The sequence below is a fragment of the Egibacteraceae bacterium genome (assembly GCA_035540635.1).
Lineage (GTDB): Bacteria > Actinomycetota > Nitriliruptoria > Euzebyales > Egibacteraceae > DATLGH01.
In genome coordinates, this window is sequence record DATLGH010000055.1 from 1 (window position 1) to 12,984 (window position 12,984).

General features: G+C 72.7%; 15 protein-coding genes. 5 read left to right on the forward strand and 10 right to left on the reverse strand.

All coding sequences use genetic code 11. The annotated features are described in order from the left end of the window. Positions 1-191, reverse strand: a 191-nt coding sequence (locus VM324_09405; protein ID HVL99491.1) for a hypothetical protein, incomplete at its 3' end; no start/stop codon positions are given. A 6-nt stretch (positions 192-197) separates the two neighbouring features. Here VM324_09405 and VM324_09410 point away from each other — a divergent pair. Next, complete coding sequence (locus VM324_09410) at positions 198-1,118, forward strand: GerMN domain-containing protein (protein HVL99492.1); 921 nt, start codon at positions 198-200, stop codon at positions 1,116-1,118. A gap of 12 nt (positions 1,119-1,130) precedes the next feature. On the opposite strand, the gene msrB is transcribed toward VM324_09410, so the two are convergent. The 4 genes from msrB to VM324_09430 are packed head-to-tail and all read right to left on the reverse strand — an operon-like array spanning position 1,131 to position 3,184. Then, a complete protein-coding gene (gene msrB, locus VM324_09415) occupies positions 1,131-1,535 on the reverse strand; it encodes a peptide-methionine (R)-S-oxide reductase MsrB (protein ID HVL99493.1) in 405 nt (134 codons plus the stop codon). Beyond that, positions 1,532-2,191, reverse strand: a complete 660-nt coding sequence (gene msrA / locus VM324_09420; GenBank protein ID HVL99494.1) for a peptide-methionine (S)-S-oxide reductase MsrA — start codon at positions 2,189-2,191, stop codon at positions 1,532-1,534. Before msrA ends, msrB begins: the two co-directional genes overlap by 4 nt. Positions 2,192-2,237: 46 nt before the next feature. Beyond that, the gene (locus tag VM324_09425) at positions 2,238-2,618 is read right to left on the reverse strand and encodes an ATP-binding protein (protein HVL99495.1); all 381 of its coding nucleotides are present in this window, start codon (positions 2,616-2,618) and stop codon (positions 2,238-2,240) included. Beyond that, positions 2,615-3,184, reverse strand: coding sequence for a GNAT family N-acetyltransferase (locus VM324_09430; GenBank protein HVL99496.1), 570 nt, complete (start codon positions 3,182-3,184; stop codon positions 2,615-2,617). Before VM324_09430 ends, VM324_09425 begins: the two co-directional genes overlap by 4 nt. A gap of 83 nt (positions 3,185-3,267) precedes the next feature. On the opposite strand from VM324_09430, the gene VM324_09435 reads away from it, so the two are divergent. Continuing rightward, on the forward strand, positions 3,268-3,708 hold the full coding sequence (locus tag VM324_09435) for a hypothetical protein (protein HVL99497.1): 441 nt from the start codon (positions 3,268-3,270) through the stop codon (positions 3,706-3,708). Between the two features lie 31 nt (positions 3,709-3,739). On the opposite strand, the gene VM324_09440 is transcribed toward VM324_09435, so the two are convergent. After that, positions 3,740-4,522 carry a biotin--[acetyl-CoA-carboxylase] ligase gene (locus tag VM324_09440; GenBank protein HVL99498.1) on the reverse strand — a complete coding sequence of 261 codons (783 nt, stop codon included), beginning with the start codon at positions 4,520-4,522 and terminating at the stop codon, positions 3,740-3,742. Positions 4,523-4,660: 138 nt separating this feature from the next. Between VM324_09440 and VM324_09445 the strand changes: the two genes are divergently transcribed. After that, positions 4,661-6,217: an acyl-CoA carboxylase subunit beta gene (locus VM324_09445; protein ID HVL99499.1), complete on the forward strand. Its 1,557-nt coding sequence runs from the start codon at positions 4,661-4,663 to the stop codon at positions 6,215-6,217. Continuing rightward, a complete protein-coding gene (locus VM324_09450) occupies positions 6,214-6,468 on the forward strand; it encodes a hypothetical protein (GenBank protein HVL99500.1) in 255 nt (84 codons plus the stop codon). The genes VM324_09445 and VM324_09450 overlap by 4 nt, the downstream gene beginning before the upstream one ends. A 69-nt stretch (positions 6,469-6,537) precedes the next feature. Here the strand turns inward: VM324_09450 and VM324_09455 are convergent, their stop codons facing one another. Then, positions 6,538-6,975 (reverse strand): plastocyanin/azurin family copper-binding protein, encoded by a 438-nt coding sequence (locus VM324_09455; GenBank protein ID HVL99501.1) that lies wholly within the window; start codon positions 6,973-6,975, stop codon positions 6,538-6,540. A gap of 201 nt (positions 6,976-7,176) precedes the next feature. Here VM324_09455 and VM324_09460 point away from each other — a divergent pair, with 201 nt between their 5' ends. Continuing rightward, complete coding sequence (locus VM324_09460) at positions 7,177-9,054, forward strand: acetyl-CoA carboxylase biotin carboxylase subunit (GenBank protein HVL99502.1); 1,878 nt, start codon at positions 7,177-7,179, stop codon at positions 9,052-9,054. Positions 9,055-9,246: 192 nt separating this feature from the next. On the opposite strand, the gene VM324_09465 is transcribed toward VM324_09460, so the two are convergent. From VM324_09465 to VM324_09475, 3 genes are all read right to left on the reverse strand, one after another. Continuing rightward, complete coding sequence (locus tag VM324_09465; GenBank protein ID HVL99503.1) at positions 9,247-10,434, reverse strand: glycosyltransferase 87 family protein; 1,188 nt, start codon at positions 10,432-10,434, stop codon at positions 9,247-9,249. A 206-nt stretch (positions 10,435-10,640) separates the two neighbouring features. Further along, on the reverse strand, positions 10,641-11,204 hold the full coding sequence (locus VM324_09470) for a hemerythrin domain-containing protein (GenBank protein HVL99504.1): 564 nt from the start codon (positions 11,202-11,204) through the stop codon (positions 10,641-10,643). 355 nt (positions 11,205-11,559) lie between these two features. Next, positions 11,560-12,975, reverse strand: a complete 1,416-nt coding sequence (locus tag VM324_09475) for an NAD(P)H-quinone dehydrogenase (protein HVL99505.1) — start codon at positions 12,973-12,975, stop codon at positions 11,560-11,562. Positions 12,976-12,984: the final 9 nt, after the last annotated feature.

The window sequence follows — 12,984 nt, forward strand, 5'->3', positions numbered from 1 at the left end:
GATCGGTTCGAGGGCGTCGACGAACGCGGCGCATACCCGCCGCGTTCGTCGACGCCCTCGAACCGATCCGCGCGGCCGGCTGACGCCCGGCGCCCGGCTTCGACCACCGGCCGCGCCCCCCATTCGGCGGACCGCACGCCCGTTCGGACATGCTCCACCCGCAGCCGCGCAGGCGCGGGCGCCGATACCATGGGATCGTGGGTACGAACCGCCGCATGCGTGGGATGGTCGGGGTCCTCGTCGGGATGCTGCTCCTCGCCGGGTGCGCCCAGCCGGCCACCGAGGACACCGCCGCGCCGGCGCCGCCACCCGAGCCGCAGGCGTCTCCCGCCGTCGACGGGCCGGCGCCGCCGCCCACCGGCGCGGCGCAGCCGCCCGCCGGCGGGACCGCGGGCGCCGGGGAGGTCACGGTCTGGTTCGCGCGGGAGCACGAGTCCGGCGTCTGGGTGGAGCCCACGACCGTGCCGCTCGACGAGGAGACGGTCGAGGTGCTGCGCGCGGTCGTGGAGGCGGTTCTTCAGGGTCCGAGCACGAACCCCGACCTCACCACGGTGGTGCCGGAGGGCACGGAGCTGCTCGACGTGTCGATCCAGGGCGGCATCGCCCACATCGACCTGTCCCGCGAGGTGCTGAGCACCCGCGGCGGCGCGGCCGAGGAACGGGCCCTCGCCCAGCAGCTCGCCCAGTCGGCCACGCAGTTCCCCACGGTCGACGCGGTGCGCCTGCTCGTCGAGGGGGAACTGGTGGACGAGCTGTGGGGCCACGTCGACTGGTCCCAGCCGCTCGTGGCCGACCCGCAGACGCTCGCGCCCATCATCATCGACCGGCCGCCGTGGGGAGCGTCGCGTCCGCCCGGGCCGGTCACGGCGTCGGGCACGTCGGTCACGTTCGAGTCGACCGTCCTGCTGCGGCTGATCGACCCGCAGGGCACCGTCGTCGAGGACACGTTCACGACCGCCGCGCAGCCCGACGTCGGTCAGCGCGGCCCGTGGGAGCACACCTTCGACGCCCCGGCGACGACGCCGGGCGCCTGGACGATCGAGGCCCTGGAGCCGGACCCCTCGGACGGCGAGGGCCGTCCGCCGTTCACCACGTCGGTGCGCTTCGAGGTCTCCTGAGGCGGCGCGCCGTCAGGCGTCCGCGGACGGCTCGAAGTCGAGCGATGCCGAGTTGATGCAGTAGCGCTCGCCGGTCGGTCGGGGCCCGTCGGGGAAGACGTGCCCGAGGTGGCCGCCGCAGGTCGCGCACACGGCCTCCGTGCGCACCATCCCGTGGCTGCGGTCCTCGTTCAGCTCGACGAGGTCGGGGTCGAGCGCCTCCCAGAAGCTCGGCCACCCCGTCCCCGAGTCGTACTTCGCGTCCGAGGTGAACAGCGCGGTGTGGCAGCCAGCGCACCGGTACACGCCCCGCTCCTTCGCGTCCCAGTAGGCGCCGGTGAACGCCGGCTCGGTCCCGGCTCCCCGGAGGATCCGGTAGCGCTCAGGGTCGAGCCGCTCGCGCCACTGCTCCTCCGACAGCTCCACCGGTCGGTTCACGCTCCGGCCTCCTTCACGATCCCCGTCGGGCAGGCAACGCCCGTGCGACCGAGCCCGCAGTAGCCACCGGGGTTCTTCGCGAGGTACTGCTGGTGGTAGTCCTCGGCGTAGTAGAAGGGGCCCGCCTCGCGAATCTCCGTCGTGATGTCGCCGTAGCCGGCGCCGGCCAGTCGCTGCTGGTACGCCTCACGCGTCGCCGCCGCGACGGCGAGCTGGGCGTCCGTGGAGGTGTAGACCGCCGAGCGGTACTGGGTGCCGACGTCGTTTCCCTGGCGCATGCCCTGGGTGGGGTCGTGGCCCTCCCAGAAGTGCTTCAGCAGCTCCTGGTAGGAGACGCGTGCGGGGTCGAACACGACGAGGACCGCCTCCGCGTGCCCGGTCCGGCCGCTGCAGACCTCCTCGTAGGTGGGGTTCGGCGTGAAGCCTCCGGCGTAACCGACCGCCGTGGTGAAGACGCCCGGGGTCTGCCAGAAGACCCGCTCTGCCCCCCAGAAGCAGCCCATGGCGAAGACCGCCTGCTCGTGCGTGGCGGGGAACGGCGGGGTAAGGGGGGTGCCGAGCACCGCGTGCGGCCGGGTCACCCCCATCGGGGTGTCGCGCCCCGGCAGGGCCTGGTCGCGTCCCACGGTGCGCTCACGGCCCCAACGGATCGCCACGACGCCTCCTTCCTGTCCCACGGGCCAACGCCGTGCTGCGGTCGCCTCACCCCCCACCGTAGGACAACTCGAACCACACCGCCTTCCCACCCGACGGGCGCCGCTCGGCACCCCAGCGGGCGGCGAGCTCCTCGACGATGTGCAGACCCCGCCCGGCGATGGCGTCCCCGGGCTCGACCATGCGCACGGGCAGCCGCTCGGCGTCGTCGCCGACCTCCACGCGCACGGTCGCGTCCTCGACCCGGACGAGCAGCTGCACGGGGGACCGCGCGTGGAGCAGGGCGTTGGTGACGAGCTCGCTCACGAGCAGGCAGGCGATGTCGGTGCACTCCTTCGCGGGCGAGGTCGCGAGCACGTCGGCGACGAAGGCTCGTGCGGCCCGTGCGCTCGCCGGGTCGAGCGCCAGCGCGTGGCGCGCCTCGCTCATCGTGCGTCCCGGCCGGCCCGCCCCGGCTCCAGGGGCAGGAGGTAGGCCGCGCCGGCGAGGCGCCCGGTCCCCGGGCCGACCGGAGCGCCCCCGTAGCGGACGTCCGCGTCGAAGTCGAGGTGAGGGGCCCGCACGAACCCGAGACGGGCGTAGAGCCGGTTGGCGGCCTCCATGAAGGAGGCGGTGTGCAGACCGAGGTGCGCGGCGCCCTGCGCGCGCGCACGCCGGATGCAGGCGGCGACGAGCGCGGCGCCCACGCCGGCGCCGCGCGCGCCGGGGCGCACGGCGAGCAGCCGCAGCGACGCGACCCCCGGCGGCCAGTCGTGGCCGTCCGCGGCGGCCTGCGGGTAGAACGTCACGGTGCCCACGAGCTCACCTCCGCGCATGCCGACGATCAGCTCGGAGACCGCGAGACGGTCCCCGACGGCGGCGAGCTCCCGGCGGTAGGTGGCCCACACCGCCGGGGGGAAACGCCGCTCGTGCTCTGCATAGGCTTGCTCCAGCAGGTTCGCCACGCCGGCGAGGTCACCGGTCGAGGCGTCTCGTAGGATGAGCGGATCCTGCACGGGCGGGACCTTCCTGGCAACTGCCGGGCCACTCTAGGAACCCGTGCGCGACGCGCATCCCTAACCTTCGGAGGCACGACGGCATGGCGTTCGAGGAAACGCCGCCGGAGGTGCGCCTGGAAGGCGTCCCGGCGGCGTTGTTCATCGAGTCGCAGAACCACCAGCACGACCTGCTCCGCGAGTTCGCGCTCATGGACATCGGCAACCGCTGGAGCCTGACCGAGCGCGACCTCCCGCAGCGCGTGGCCGAGCTGATCGGCGAGATCCTCCAGGACTACGCGGAGGTCCGCATGGTCACACGGCGCCAAGCCCTCGACGCCCTGTCCCGCGGAGACGACACCGTCACCCTGCGGGTCCCCGTCAAGCCGGGGATCGTCGACGCCCTCCACCGGTGGCTCCAGCTCGTGGAGACGGCCGACGCCTTCTGCGAGCAGGGCGTGCTGCTCACGCTGGCGGCCAAGCCCGAGGTCCGCCGGCTGCGCCGCTGGTACGTGCAGGCCATCGCCGAGCGCCTGCGCCGCTGAGGCCGGTCGCGCGGCCACCCCCCGGGCGGGCTCACGCCGGACGGACGTGCTCCACGTCGCCGGCCGACAGCCGGTGGGCCCCGTCCGCGCCGTCACGCACGCACAGCGCCCCCTCGTCGTCCACCGCGGTCACGAGCCCCTCGACGGGGTCACCGGCGGGGCGCGTGACGCGCACGCGGCAGCCGATCGTCGCGCAGCGCCGCCGGTAGGCCGCGAGGAAGGCCGCGGGCTCGTCGGTCCAGTCGTGGTAGCGCCTCCCGAGGAGGCCGACGAGCGCGGCGAGCACGCGCCAGCGGTCGACGTCGGCGCCCGCGGCCTCGGCGAGCGACGTCGCCTGCGCGACCTCGGGTGGACGGGCCAGGCCCCGCCAGTCGACGTTCACGCCGACGCCGAGCACGACGGCGCCCGATGGCTCGAGCCGCTCCGCGAGGATGCCGGCGGCCTTGCGCCCGCCGACGAGGAGGTCGTTGGGCCACTTCAGCGCCACCCGCGGGCAGTAGCGGTCGGCCACCTCGGCGAGCGCGAGGCCCGCGAGCAGCGGCAGCAGACCGACCCGGTCGGCGGGGACGGTCGGGCGCAGGACGAAGCTCGCGAGCAGCGAGGTTCCCGCCGGCGCGACCCATGGCCGTCCGAGGCGTCCCCGTCCCGCCGTCTGCGCGCCGGCGACGACGGCGTGGATCTCCGGCACGCCGGCAAGGGCGGCCGCGACCCCGCGCGCCTGCGTGGACGTGACCTCGTCGTGCCACTCGAGGCCGGAGAGCGCGGAGGAGCCCTCGACGAGGCTGCGCACCAGCGCCCGCGGCGGGCCGCTCACCGCAGGCTCCTCGTCACCTGGCGGGTGTCCACCCGGCGACCTTACCGCCGCCCCTGCCCTCGAGTCGTGTGGGCGCGGGCGCACCTCCTACAATCCGCCGGTCGGCCGACAGCCCGACAACGCCGACCTGGAGCGCCCGTGACCCGGACCACCAAGGAGAAGCTCGAGGAGCTGCGCCGCCGCACGCAGGAGGCGCAGCAGGCGGGCTCGGCCCGCGGGGTCGAGAAGCAGCACGCGAAGGGCAAGCGCACCGCCCGTGAGCGGATCGACCTGTTGCTCGACCCGGGTTCCTTCACCGAGCTCGACCGCCTGACGGTGCACCGGGCGAGCGGGTTCGGGCTCGAGACGAGGAGGATCCCCGGCGACGGGGTGGTGACCGGCTACGGGACCGTGGGCGGACGCGAGGTGTGCGTGTTCAGCCAGGACTTCACGGTGTTCGGCGGCTCGCTCGGCGAGGTCTTCGCCGAGAAGATCGTGAAGGTCATGGACCTCGCGCTGCGCATGGGCGTGCCGGTCGTCGGCATCAACGACTCCGGTGGTGCGCGCATCCAGGAGGGCGTGGTCGCCCTGGGCGGCTACGGCGACATCTTCTACCGCAACGTGCAGGCGAGCGGCGTGGTCCCGCAGATCTCCGCGATCATGGGACCGTGCGCCGGCGGAGCCGTCTACTCCCCCGCGATGACCGACTTCGTCTTCATGGTCAGGGAGACGTCGCACATGTTCATCACGGGCCCGGAGGTGATCAAGACGGTCACGGGCGAGGACGTGTCCTTCGAGGACCTCGGCGGCGCGATGAGCCACAGCGCGCGGTCGGGGGTGGCGCACTTCGCCGCCGGCTCCGAGGAGGCCTGCATCGACGGTATCCAGACCCTCCTGTCCTACCTGCCGGCCAACAACCTCGAGGACCCGCCCCGACGCGAGCCCACCGACGCGCCCGACCGGGCCGACCCCGACCTCGACACGTTCCTGCCCGACTCCGCCACCGTGCCCTACGACATGCGCGATCTGATCGCACGGGTGGTCGACGACGAGACCTTCCTCGAGGTGCACGAGCACTGGGCACAGAACATCGTCGTCGGCCTCGCGCGGCTCGACGGCAGTCCCGTGGGCGTGGTCGCGAACCAGCCGACGCACCTCGCGGGCACCCTCGACGTCGCGAGCTCGATGAAGGCGGCGCGTTTCGTGCGCACCTGCGACGCCTTCAACGTGCCGATCGTCACCTTCGTCGACGTGCCGGGTTTCCTGCCCGGAACGGCGCAGGAGTGGGGCGGCATCATCCGCCACGGCGCGAAGCTGCTCTACGCCTACTGCGAGGCGACGGTCCCCAAGCTCACGGTGATCATCCGCAAGGCCTACGGCGGCGCCTACGACGTCATGGGCTCCAAGCACGTCGGGGCGGACATGAACTTCGCCTGGCCGACCGCGGAGATCGCCGTCATGGGGCCGCAGGGGGCGGTGAACGTCCTCTTCCGCAAGGAGCTCGACGAGGCCGACGACCCGCTGGCCCTCCGCGCCGAGCTCGTCGAGCGCTACGACCGGGAGCTCGCCAACCCGTGGACGGCCGCGGAGCGCGGCTACCTCGACGAGGTCATCGAACCGAGCCGGACTCGTCCCGCGCTCGTCAGGGCGCTGCGGTTCACGCGCACGAAGCGCCATGCCCGCCCGCCGCGCAAGCACGGCAACCCGCCGCTGTGAGTGCCGCCCCCCGGCGCCGTGGCCCGCGGGACGTTGCCGCGCTGCGCATCGTCGCCGGCTCACCGGCCGACGAGGAGATCGCGGCGCTCGTCGTCGCCCTCGCCGTGACGCCGCCGCCCATCCGGACCCCGCGGCCGCCGCGTCCCGCCCCGCCCGCGGCGAAGCCACCCGCCTGGGCCCGCGCCGCGCGCCGGGAAGCCGTCGGGGGACCGCCGGTTGCCAGCCCGGCGGATCTGCTCCCCCGGCCCTGACCATCCCGCCGCCGGCGCGCAGCGCAAAGGGCCATCGGCAGGAGCCGGCCCTGCGTCTGCGGCGCCGTCCTAGGAGACGGTGACGGTCGTCTCCATGCCGGCCTGCCGGTGCCCGGGCACGTCGCAGAAGATCGTGTACTCCCCCGGCTCCAGGGTGACGGTGCCCGAGTCGGTCTCGCCGCCCTCGGCCTCGGCCACGACCTCGTTGCCGAGCTCCTCGATCACGAGGTCGTGGAAGATGCCGCCCTGGTTGTCCAGCTCGAGGGTGACATCGCCGGCGGGCAGCTCGCTGGGATGGTCGCCCCAGTCGATGTCGACGGCGACGAACGTGAACGTCTCGCCGCCCGCCTCGCCGTTGCCCCCGTCCTCTGCCTCGCCTTCCGCGGGCTCCTCGGGACGCTGAGCAGCGCCGACCTGCTCCTCCTCCGTGACGTCGGGCTCCTGTGGGGTGCAGGCCCCGATGCCCAAGGCCAGCACGGCCACGAGCGCCAGCATCAGGATCCTCATCCGGGACATTCGTCTGCTCCTTCGCCGGTCGCGCGCTCGATTTGTGAATCGTCTCACAAGCGCTCCGGGAGGCTGTCTCGCAAGCGCAGGTGGATACCACCAGTTTGCCGCTCGTCAGACCGTGGTGCAGACGGGTTCTGCCCGACGGCGCGGGGCGACTAGCATGCCACGCGACACCGCCACGGGAGAGGGCAGGCTCGCATGTTCGCACGGCTGCTGGTGGCCAACCGCGGCGAGATCGCGTTGCGGGTCATGCGGGCGTGCGCCGAGCTCGGCGTCTCCACGGTCGCCGTGTACTCCGCCGCCGACCGCGACGCGCCGTGGCTGCGCAGCGCCGACGAGGCGCACCTGATCGGGCCCGCACCCGCGGCCCAGAGCTACCTGTCCATCGACAAGATCCTCGAGGTCGCGGCGGAAAGCGGCGCGGAGGCGGTGCATCCCGGCTACGGCTTCCTCGCGGAGAACGCCGACTTCGCGCGGGCGGTCACCGACGCCGGGCTTGTCTGGGTGGGCCCCTCGGCGAGCGCGATCGCGGAGATGGGCGACAAGCTCAGCGCCCGCCGCGCGGCGGAGGCGGCCGGCGTGCCGCTCGTGCCCGGGACGAACGAACCCACCGACGACCCCGCCGACGTGCAGGCCTTCGCGGACGAGCACGGGCTGCCGGTCGCGATCAAGGCGGCGTTCGGCGGCGGGGGGCGGGGCCTCAAGGTGGTGCGGGACAGCGTCGGGCTCGTCGACGCCCTGCAGGCGGCACAGCGCGAGGCCGTCGCGTCCTTCGGCCGCGGCGAGGTCTACGTCGAGCGCTACCTCACCCGCCCGCGGCACATCGAGGCGCAGGTCCTGGCCGACACGCACGGTCGCTGCCTGTTCCTCGGCGAGCGCGACTGCTCCACGCAGCGCCGCCACCAGAAGCTCATCGAGGAGGCCCCTGCGCCGAACTTCCCCGACGACGTCCGCACGGCACTGGGTGAGGCGGCGGTGCGGGTGTCCGAGCAGGTCGGCTACACCGGTGCGGGCACCGTCGAGTTCCTCTACGAGGACGGGGCTTTCTACTTCCTGGAGATGAACACCCGCCTGCAGGTCGAGCATCCCGTCACCGAGATCGTCGCCGGCATGGACCTCGTGCACTGGCAGCTGCGCGTCGCGGCCGGGGAGCCGCTGCGCCTCACGCAGGACGACGTGCGCCTGCGCGGCCACGCGATCGAGGCGCGGATCAACGCCGAGAACGTCGGAAGGGGGTTCGTGCCCTCGCCGGGGGTCATCACCGGGTGGCGGCCGCCTTCGGGACCCGGCGTGCGCGTCGACGCGGCGGCGGAGGCCGGCTGGGAGGTTCCGAGCAGCTACGACTCGCTCGTCGCCAAGCTCGTCGCCTACGGCGCCGACCGGGAGGAGGCGCGCCGCAAGCTCGCCCGCGCGCTCGACGAGTTCGTCGTGGAGGGGGTGCCGACCACGATCGACTTCCACCGCTTCGCCGTCGAGCACCCCGACTTCGTCGGCGGGAACGTGTCGACGGTCTCGGTGGAGACCGAGTGGGACCTCTCCCCCATCGCCGCAGCCGCTGCGGCCACGCCCGGTCGCGGCCAGCGGGCGCCGTCGCGGACGCTCACCGTCGAGGTGGGCGGCAAGCGCCTCGAGGTGGCGGTGTTCGAGCCCGAGGGCAGTGACGAGCCCGCGCCCGCGCCGGCTCGCCCCGCCGCCGCCCAGCCGTCCGCCGACCGCTCACCGTCGCCCGGGCAGGCGCCGACCGGCGCGTCCGCACCCGCGGTCGAGCAGGGGGCGCCCGCCCGGTCGGCGGAGGCGCAGGCGCGCGCGAGCGCTCCGACCACGCCGGGGGCTTCGGGAGCGAAGGGGGCAGCGGGGACGCTGACCGCACCGATGCAGGGCACGATCGTGAAGATGGCGGTGGAGGTCGGGCAGGAGGTGGCGGCGGGTGAGCTCGTCGTCGTGCTCGAGGCCATGAAGATGGAGAACCACGTCACCGCGGACCGTGACGGCACCATCACCGAGCTGCACGTCAGCGCCGGCGAGGTCGTGAACTCCGGGGACGCCATCGCCACGATCAGCGCCGGCGGGGCGTAGGGCCGGCGCGGAAGTCCGCGCCTGCCAGAACGTGTATCACGCGGGCACCGGTGCGTCGGGCCGGCGTTACGGCTTCCGGCTCAGGCCGACCCAGGGTCATGGCCGAGTCGGACCGGATTCCCCCGACGGGTGGGTAGCCGGAGGCTGGGCCGAACGGCACCAGGGTACGGGGACCCGGCCGGTCCCCACCGGCTACTTCGCGTCCCGGGACCGAGCAAGTGTCCAAAATGCTAGGAGTCCCGATGTCAGCACGAGCAGATTGCGGGTCAGCAAGAGAAGGAGTGCAGGCAGCTCCCGAGCCAGGATCTTATCGTACGCGAACGGATAGATCATCTGTGTCGCCCCCGCGACAGGGATGAGCATTGCCGCGGAAAGTTTGATCGCCGACTCGCGCATGCAGACGGCCGCCGCACCCAATGCAAAGAGCCAAAGGACATACTGGGGAGAGAATACGCCGCTCACTCCCACGATTGTCGCAAGCGTGGCGAACATCACCGCCCCGCTCCGGGAGGCGCGGTGGCAGCCGACCCGCGCCTCCCGCGCCAGCCAGCAGCCGGCTCCCAGTGCGGCGGCCGTCAGCCCCAGCGAGAGCAACCGCATGACGTGAGGCGCTGAACCCTCGAAGTGCAAGGTGGAAAACCCCGACCTGATCGCGGTCTCATGGCCGAGCTTGCCGGCGAGGAACAGAAGCGAACCCCAGGTGCTCTCGATATGGATTCCCCGCCCCATCTGGTCGGCGACGGCTTGCTGCAGCATCTCGTCCAGAGACCCGGCAAGGGGCAGCAGTGGGAGCATGACAAACAGCGCAGCTCCCGCGGCGAGCCGGCGGCGCCGGGAGGAAGCGACGAGTGCGGCGGGCATCAGCAGCGCCGGGTAGAGCTTGGCGAGGGTGCCGAAACCCAGTGCTGCCCCCGTGCCGAAGGAGGCTCCCGTCGAGGCCCTCTCCACCGCCCAGATGGTCGCAACCGCCGGGACGAGGTCCAGGCGCGCGTACGCCAACGGGCCGAGCAGCGGCAGCAGGGCAATCCAAAGCCCCACACCAAGAGGCGACCCGCCCCGACGAGCCACCCGCATCAGGCCGACGAGGCCGGCAACGTCCACCAGGAGCATCAAGGCGATGAACCCCTGTTGATAGGAGACCGCCTCGGGGTCCATGAGCTGCGGAGCCACGATGAAGGGCAGGACCCCGGGTGGATACTCCATGGCGAAGCCTGAATACGGCGCCTCGTCCTCATCGACGATCGCAACGGCGTAACGGTTGAAGAGGTCCACATCTGCCAGGAAAGGAGCGCCCTCAGGGGCGTACTCGTCAGGATGTGTTGCCGACCATAGGAGCAGGAGTCGCGTGCACGCGAACGCGGCGAGGATCAGGGCAGTCATCCGTCGGGAGAGCGACACGCGCCGACTACCGCGTATCCACATCGGGCGGCGGCTTGCCAGCGCCGGCGTAGCCTTCGTCGTGCATGTTGCACGCCCTATGGGACCGCCCGTCCGAACCTGCGGGCGTCCCCACGCCAGGTGACGGCATGCAGACCCCCCGTCCTACTCGCCCTCGGCAGAGGTGGCCCGACCCTCGAGCTCGTGAGTCAGCGGTTGTCGTCGGCGACGCTGCGGAGCGCGTCGCGCACCCACTCGACGAGGGTGACCGGCGGCCCGGCGGCGGTCTTGGCCAGCGGACCGGTCGGGGCGCTGGGGTGCGGCCGCGTCGGTACCAGCGATCGGGCCTCCATGATGCGGCCCCCCATCTTGCGGAGGCCGGTGTTGGTCATCGCTTCCCGGACCTTGGGAAAGAGCTTCGCCTCCTCCTCTTTGAAGTGGTCCCGCACTTCCGCCATGAGCCCGCGCATGAGCTCGTCGAAGCAGTCGTCGCCCGCGGTCATGCTGTCGAGTGCGTTGATGGTCTCTTTCATCTCCATGTGGTCCTGGATCGCCTCGTCGGCGAGGTCGTTGCCGTCAGGCAGCGATTCGCGCAGCCGCAGGTAGAAGGCGATCTCCTCGACCTCCCCGTGTACCACCAGCTCGAAGATGACCTCGTGGACGATCTCCGTCTTCTCCTGCGGCTCCGTGGCGTTCTCGAAGCGGCAGAAGAGGTCCTCCACCATCCGATGCTCCGCAGCGATCAGGTCCAATGCATCGGGGCCCTCCGCCATGTCGTCCCCCTCCAATGTGAGTCCAGCCTCCGCTGCCCGCTGGGGCACGAGTGAAGTCTGCGGCAGGCTACATACCCGCGACAGGCGCCGGTAGCTGCGGCGAGCACCTACAAGCGGGACACGGTATTCCCGAGGAGGCGGGCCACGCCCCGCGTGTCGATCTCGGCGAGATCACCACCGCTTGCGGCGACCACAACCACGTGCTTCGGCGACGGCATCGACCCGGAGCGGATTCGCTCGATCGTCATATCCTGACACGTCCTCGTGCAGGCTCCGCCTGCGTAGCTGCCAGCATCCTGACAGCGCTGCCTGTGCCGGCGTCCTCGGGCAGCGCGGTGGATCGCGTCCCGACGCGTCAGCCGGCGGTCTGGCGGCCCATGAGCAGGCGGGCGGCCTCCTGGACGCTGCCCGACATCGACGGGTAGATCGTGAAGGCGTGCGCGAGCTGGCTCACCGTCAGCCGGCTCTGCACCGCGACGCTGAGCGGGGTGACGAGGTCGCTCGCACGCTCGGCGACGACCGACCCGCCGACGATGGTGCCCGACCCCTTCAGCGCGTGGACCTTCACGAAGCCCTCGGTGCGCTCGTTCATCTTCGCGCGGGGGTTGCCGGCGAAGCCGAGCGCGACGGTGTCGACGGGCATCTGCCGCTCCGCCGCCCCTGCGGGGTCCAGGCCGACGCTGGCGACCTCCGGGGCGGTGAAGATCGTCGCGGCGATCGCGTCGCGGTCCAGCGGGGCGACCGCCCGCCCGAGCGCGTGCCACATGGCGTTGCGCCCCTGCATGGCCGCGACGCTTGCGAGCATGATCCCGCCGGTGACGTCCCCGGCCGCGTAGACCGTCGGGACGTTCGTGCGGCTGACCCCGTCGACCGGCACGGATCCGTTCTCGGCGAGCAGGACCCCGGCGGCCTCGAGACCGAGCCGTTCCGACGCGGGCACCTGACCGATGCAGAACAGCGCGTGCGTGCCCTCCACCCACTCCGGTTCCCCGTCGCCGCGGGCGGCGCCGAGCTGCACGCGCACCCCTCCGGCCGCACGCTCCATGCCGACCGCGCGGCGCTGGCGGTGGATGGTCATGCCCCACGCCTCGAAGCTGTCCTCGATGACCGCCGCGGCGTCGGGGTCCTCACCGGGCAGCACCCGCTCGCGGCTGGAGATGAGGTGCACCTCGCTGCCGAAGCGGGCGAAGGCCTGCGCGTACTCCGCACCGGTCGCGCCCGACCCGACGACGATGAGCCGTTCAGGGACCTCCTTCAGGTCGTAGAGCTCGCGTGAGGTGAACACCCGCCGGCCGTCGGGCTCGGAGAACGGCAGGACGCGCGGGCGGCTGCCGGTGGCGACGAGGACGACGTCGGCCTGCGCCACCTGCGTCCGGCCGTCGGCGGCCTCCGCCTCGACGGCGTTGCGGCCGGCGAGGCGCCCCACCCCCTCGACGATGCGGACGCCCGCGTCGGCGACCTTCCTGCCGATGTCGCCGGACTGGTTCTCCGACAGGCTGCGCACCCGGTCCATGACCGCGACCATGTCGACGCACGCCCGCGACGCGATGTCGGCGCCACTCGGCAGCCGCACCCCGAGGCGGTGCGCGGTCTGCATCCACCCCATCGACTCGGCCGAGACGATGAGCGCCTTCGACGGCACGCAGTCCCAGAGCACGCTGTTGCCGCCGAGGCCCTCGCGTGACACGAGCGTGACGTCGGCGCCGGCCTCCGCGGCCACAAGCGCCGCCTCGTACCCACCCGGTCCCCCGCCGACGATGACGATCCGCATGCGGCCAAA

Excerpts from the sequence above, each read along its gene's own strand:
- VM324_09425 (HVL99495.1), bottom strand. The coding sequence starts at position 2,618 with ATGAGCGAGGCGCGCCACGCGCTGGCGCTCGACCCGGCGAGCGCACGG.
- VM324_09435 (HVL99497.1), top strand. The coding sequence starts at position 3,268 with ATGGCGTTCGAGGAAACGCCGCCGGAGGTGCGCCTGGAAGGCGTCCCG.
- VM324_09455 (HVL99501.1), bottom strand. The coding sequence starts at position 6,975 with ATGAGGATCCTGATGCTGGCGCTCGTGGCCGTGCTGGCCTTGGGCATC.
- VM324_09460 (HVL99502.1), top strand. The coding sequence starts at position 7,177 with ATGTTCGCACGGCTGCTGGTGGCCAACCGCGGCGAGATCGCGTTGCGG.
- VM324_09465 (HVL99503.1), bottom strand. The coding sequence starts at position 10,434 with ATGACTGCCCTGATCCTCGCCGCGTTCGCGTGCACGCGACTCCTGCTC.
- VM324_09470 (HVL99504.1), bottom strand. The coding sequence starts at position 11,204 with ATGGCGGAGGGCCCCGATGCATTGGACCTGATCGCTGCGGAGCATCGG.
- VM324_09475 (HVL99505.1), bottom strand. The coding sequence starts at position 12,975 with ATGCGGATCGTCATCGTCGGCGGGGGACCGGGTGGGTACGAGGCGGCG.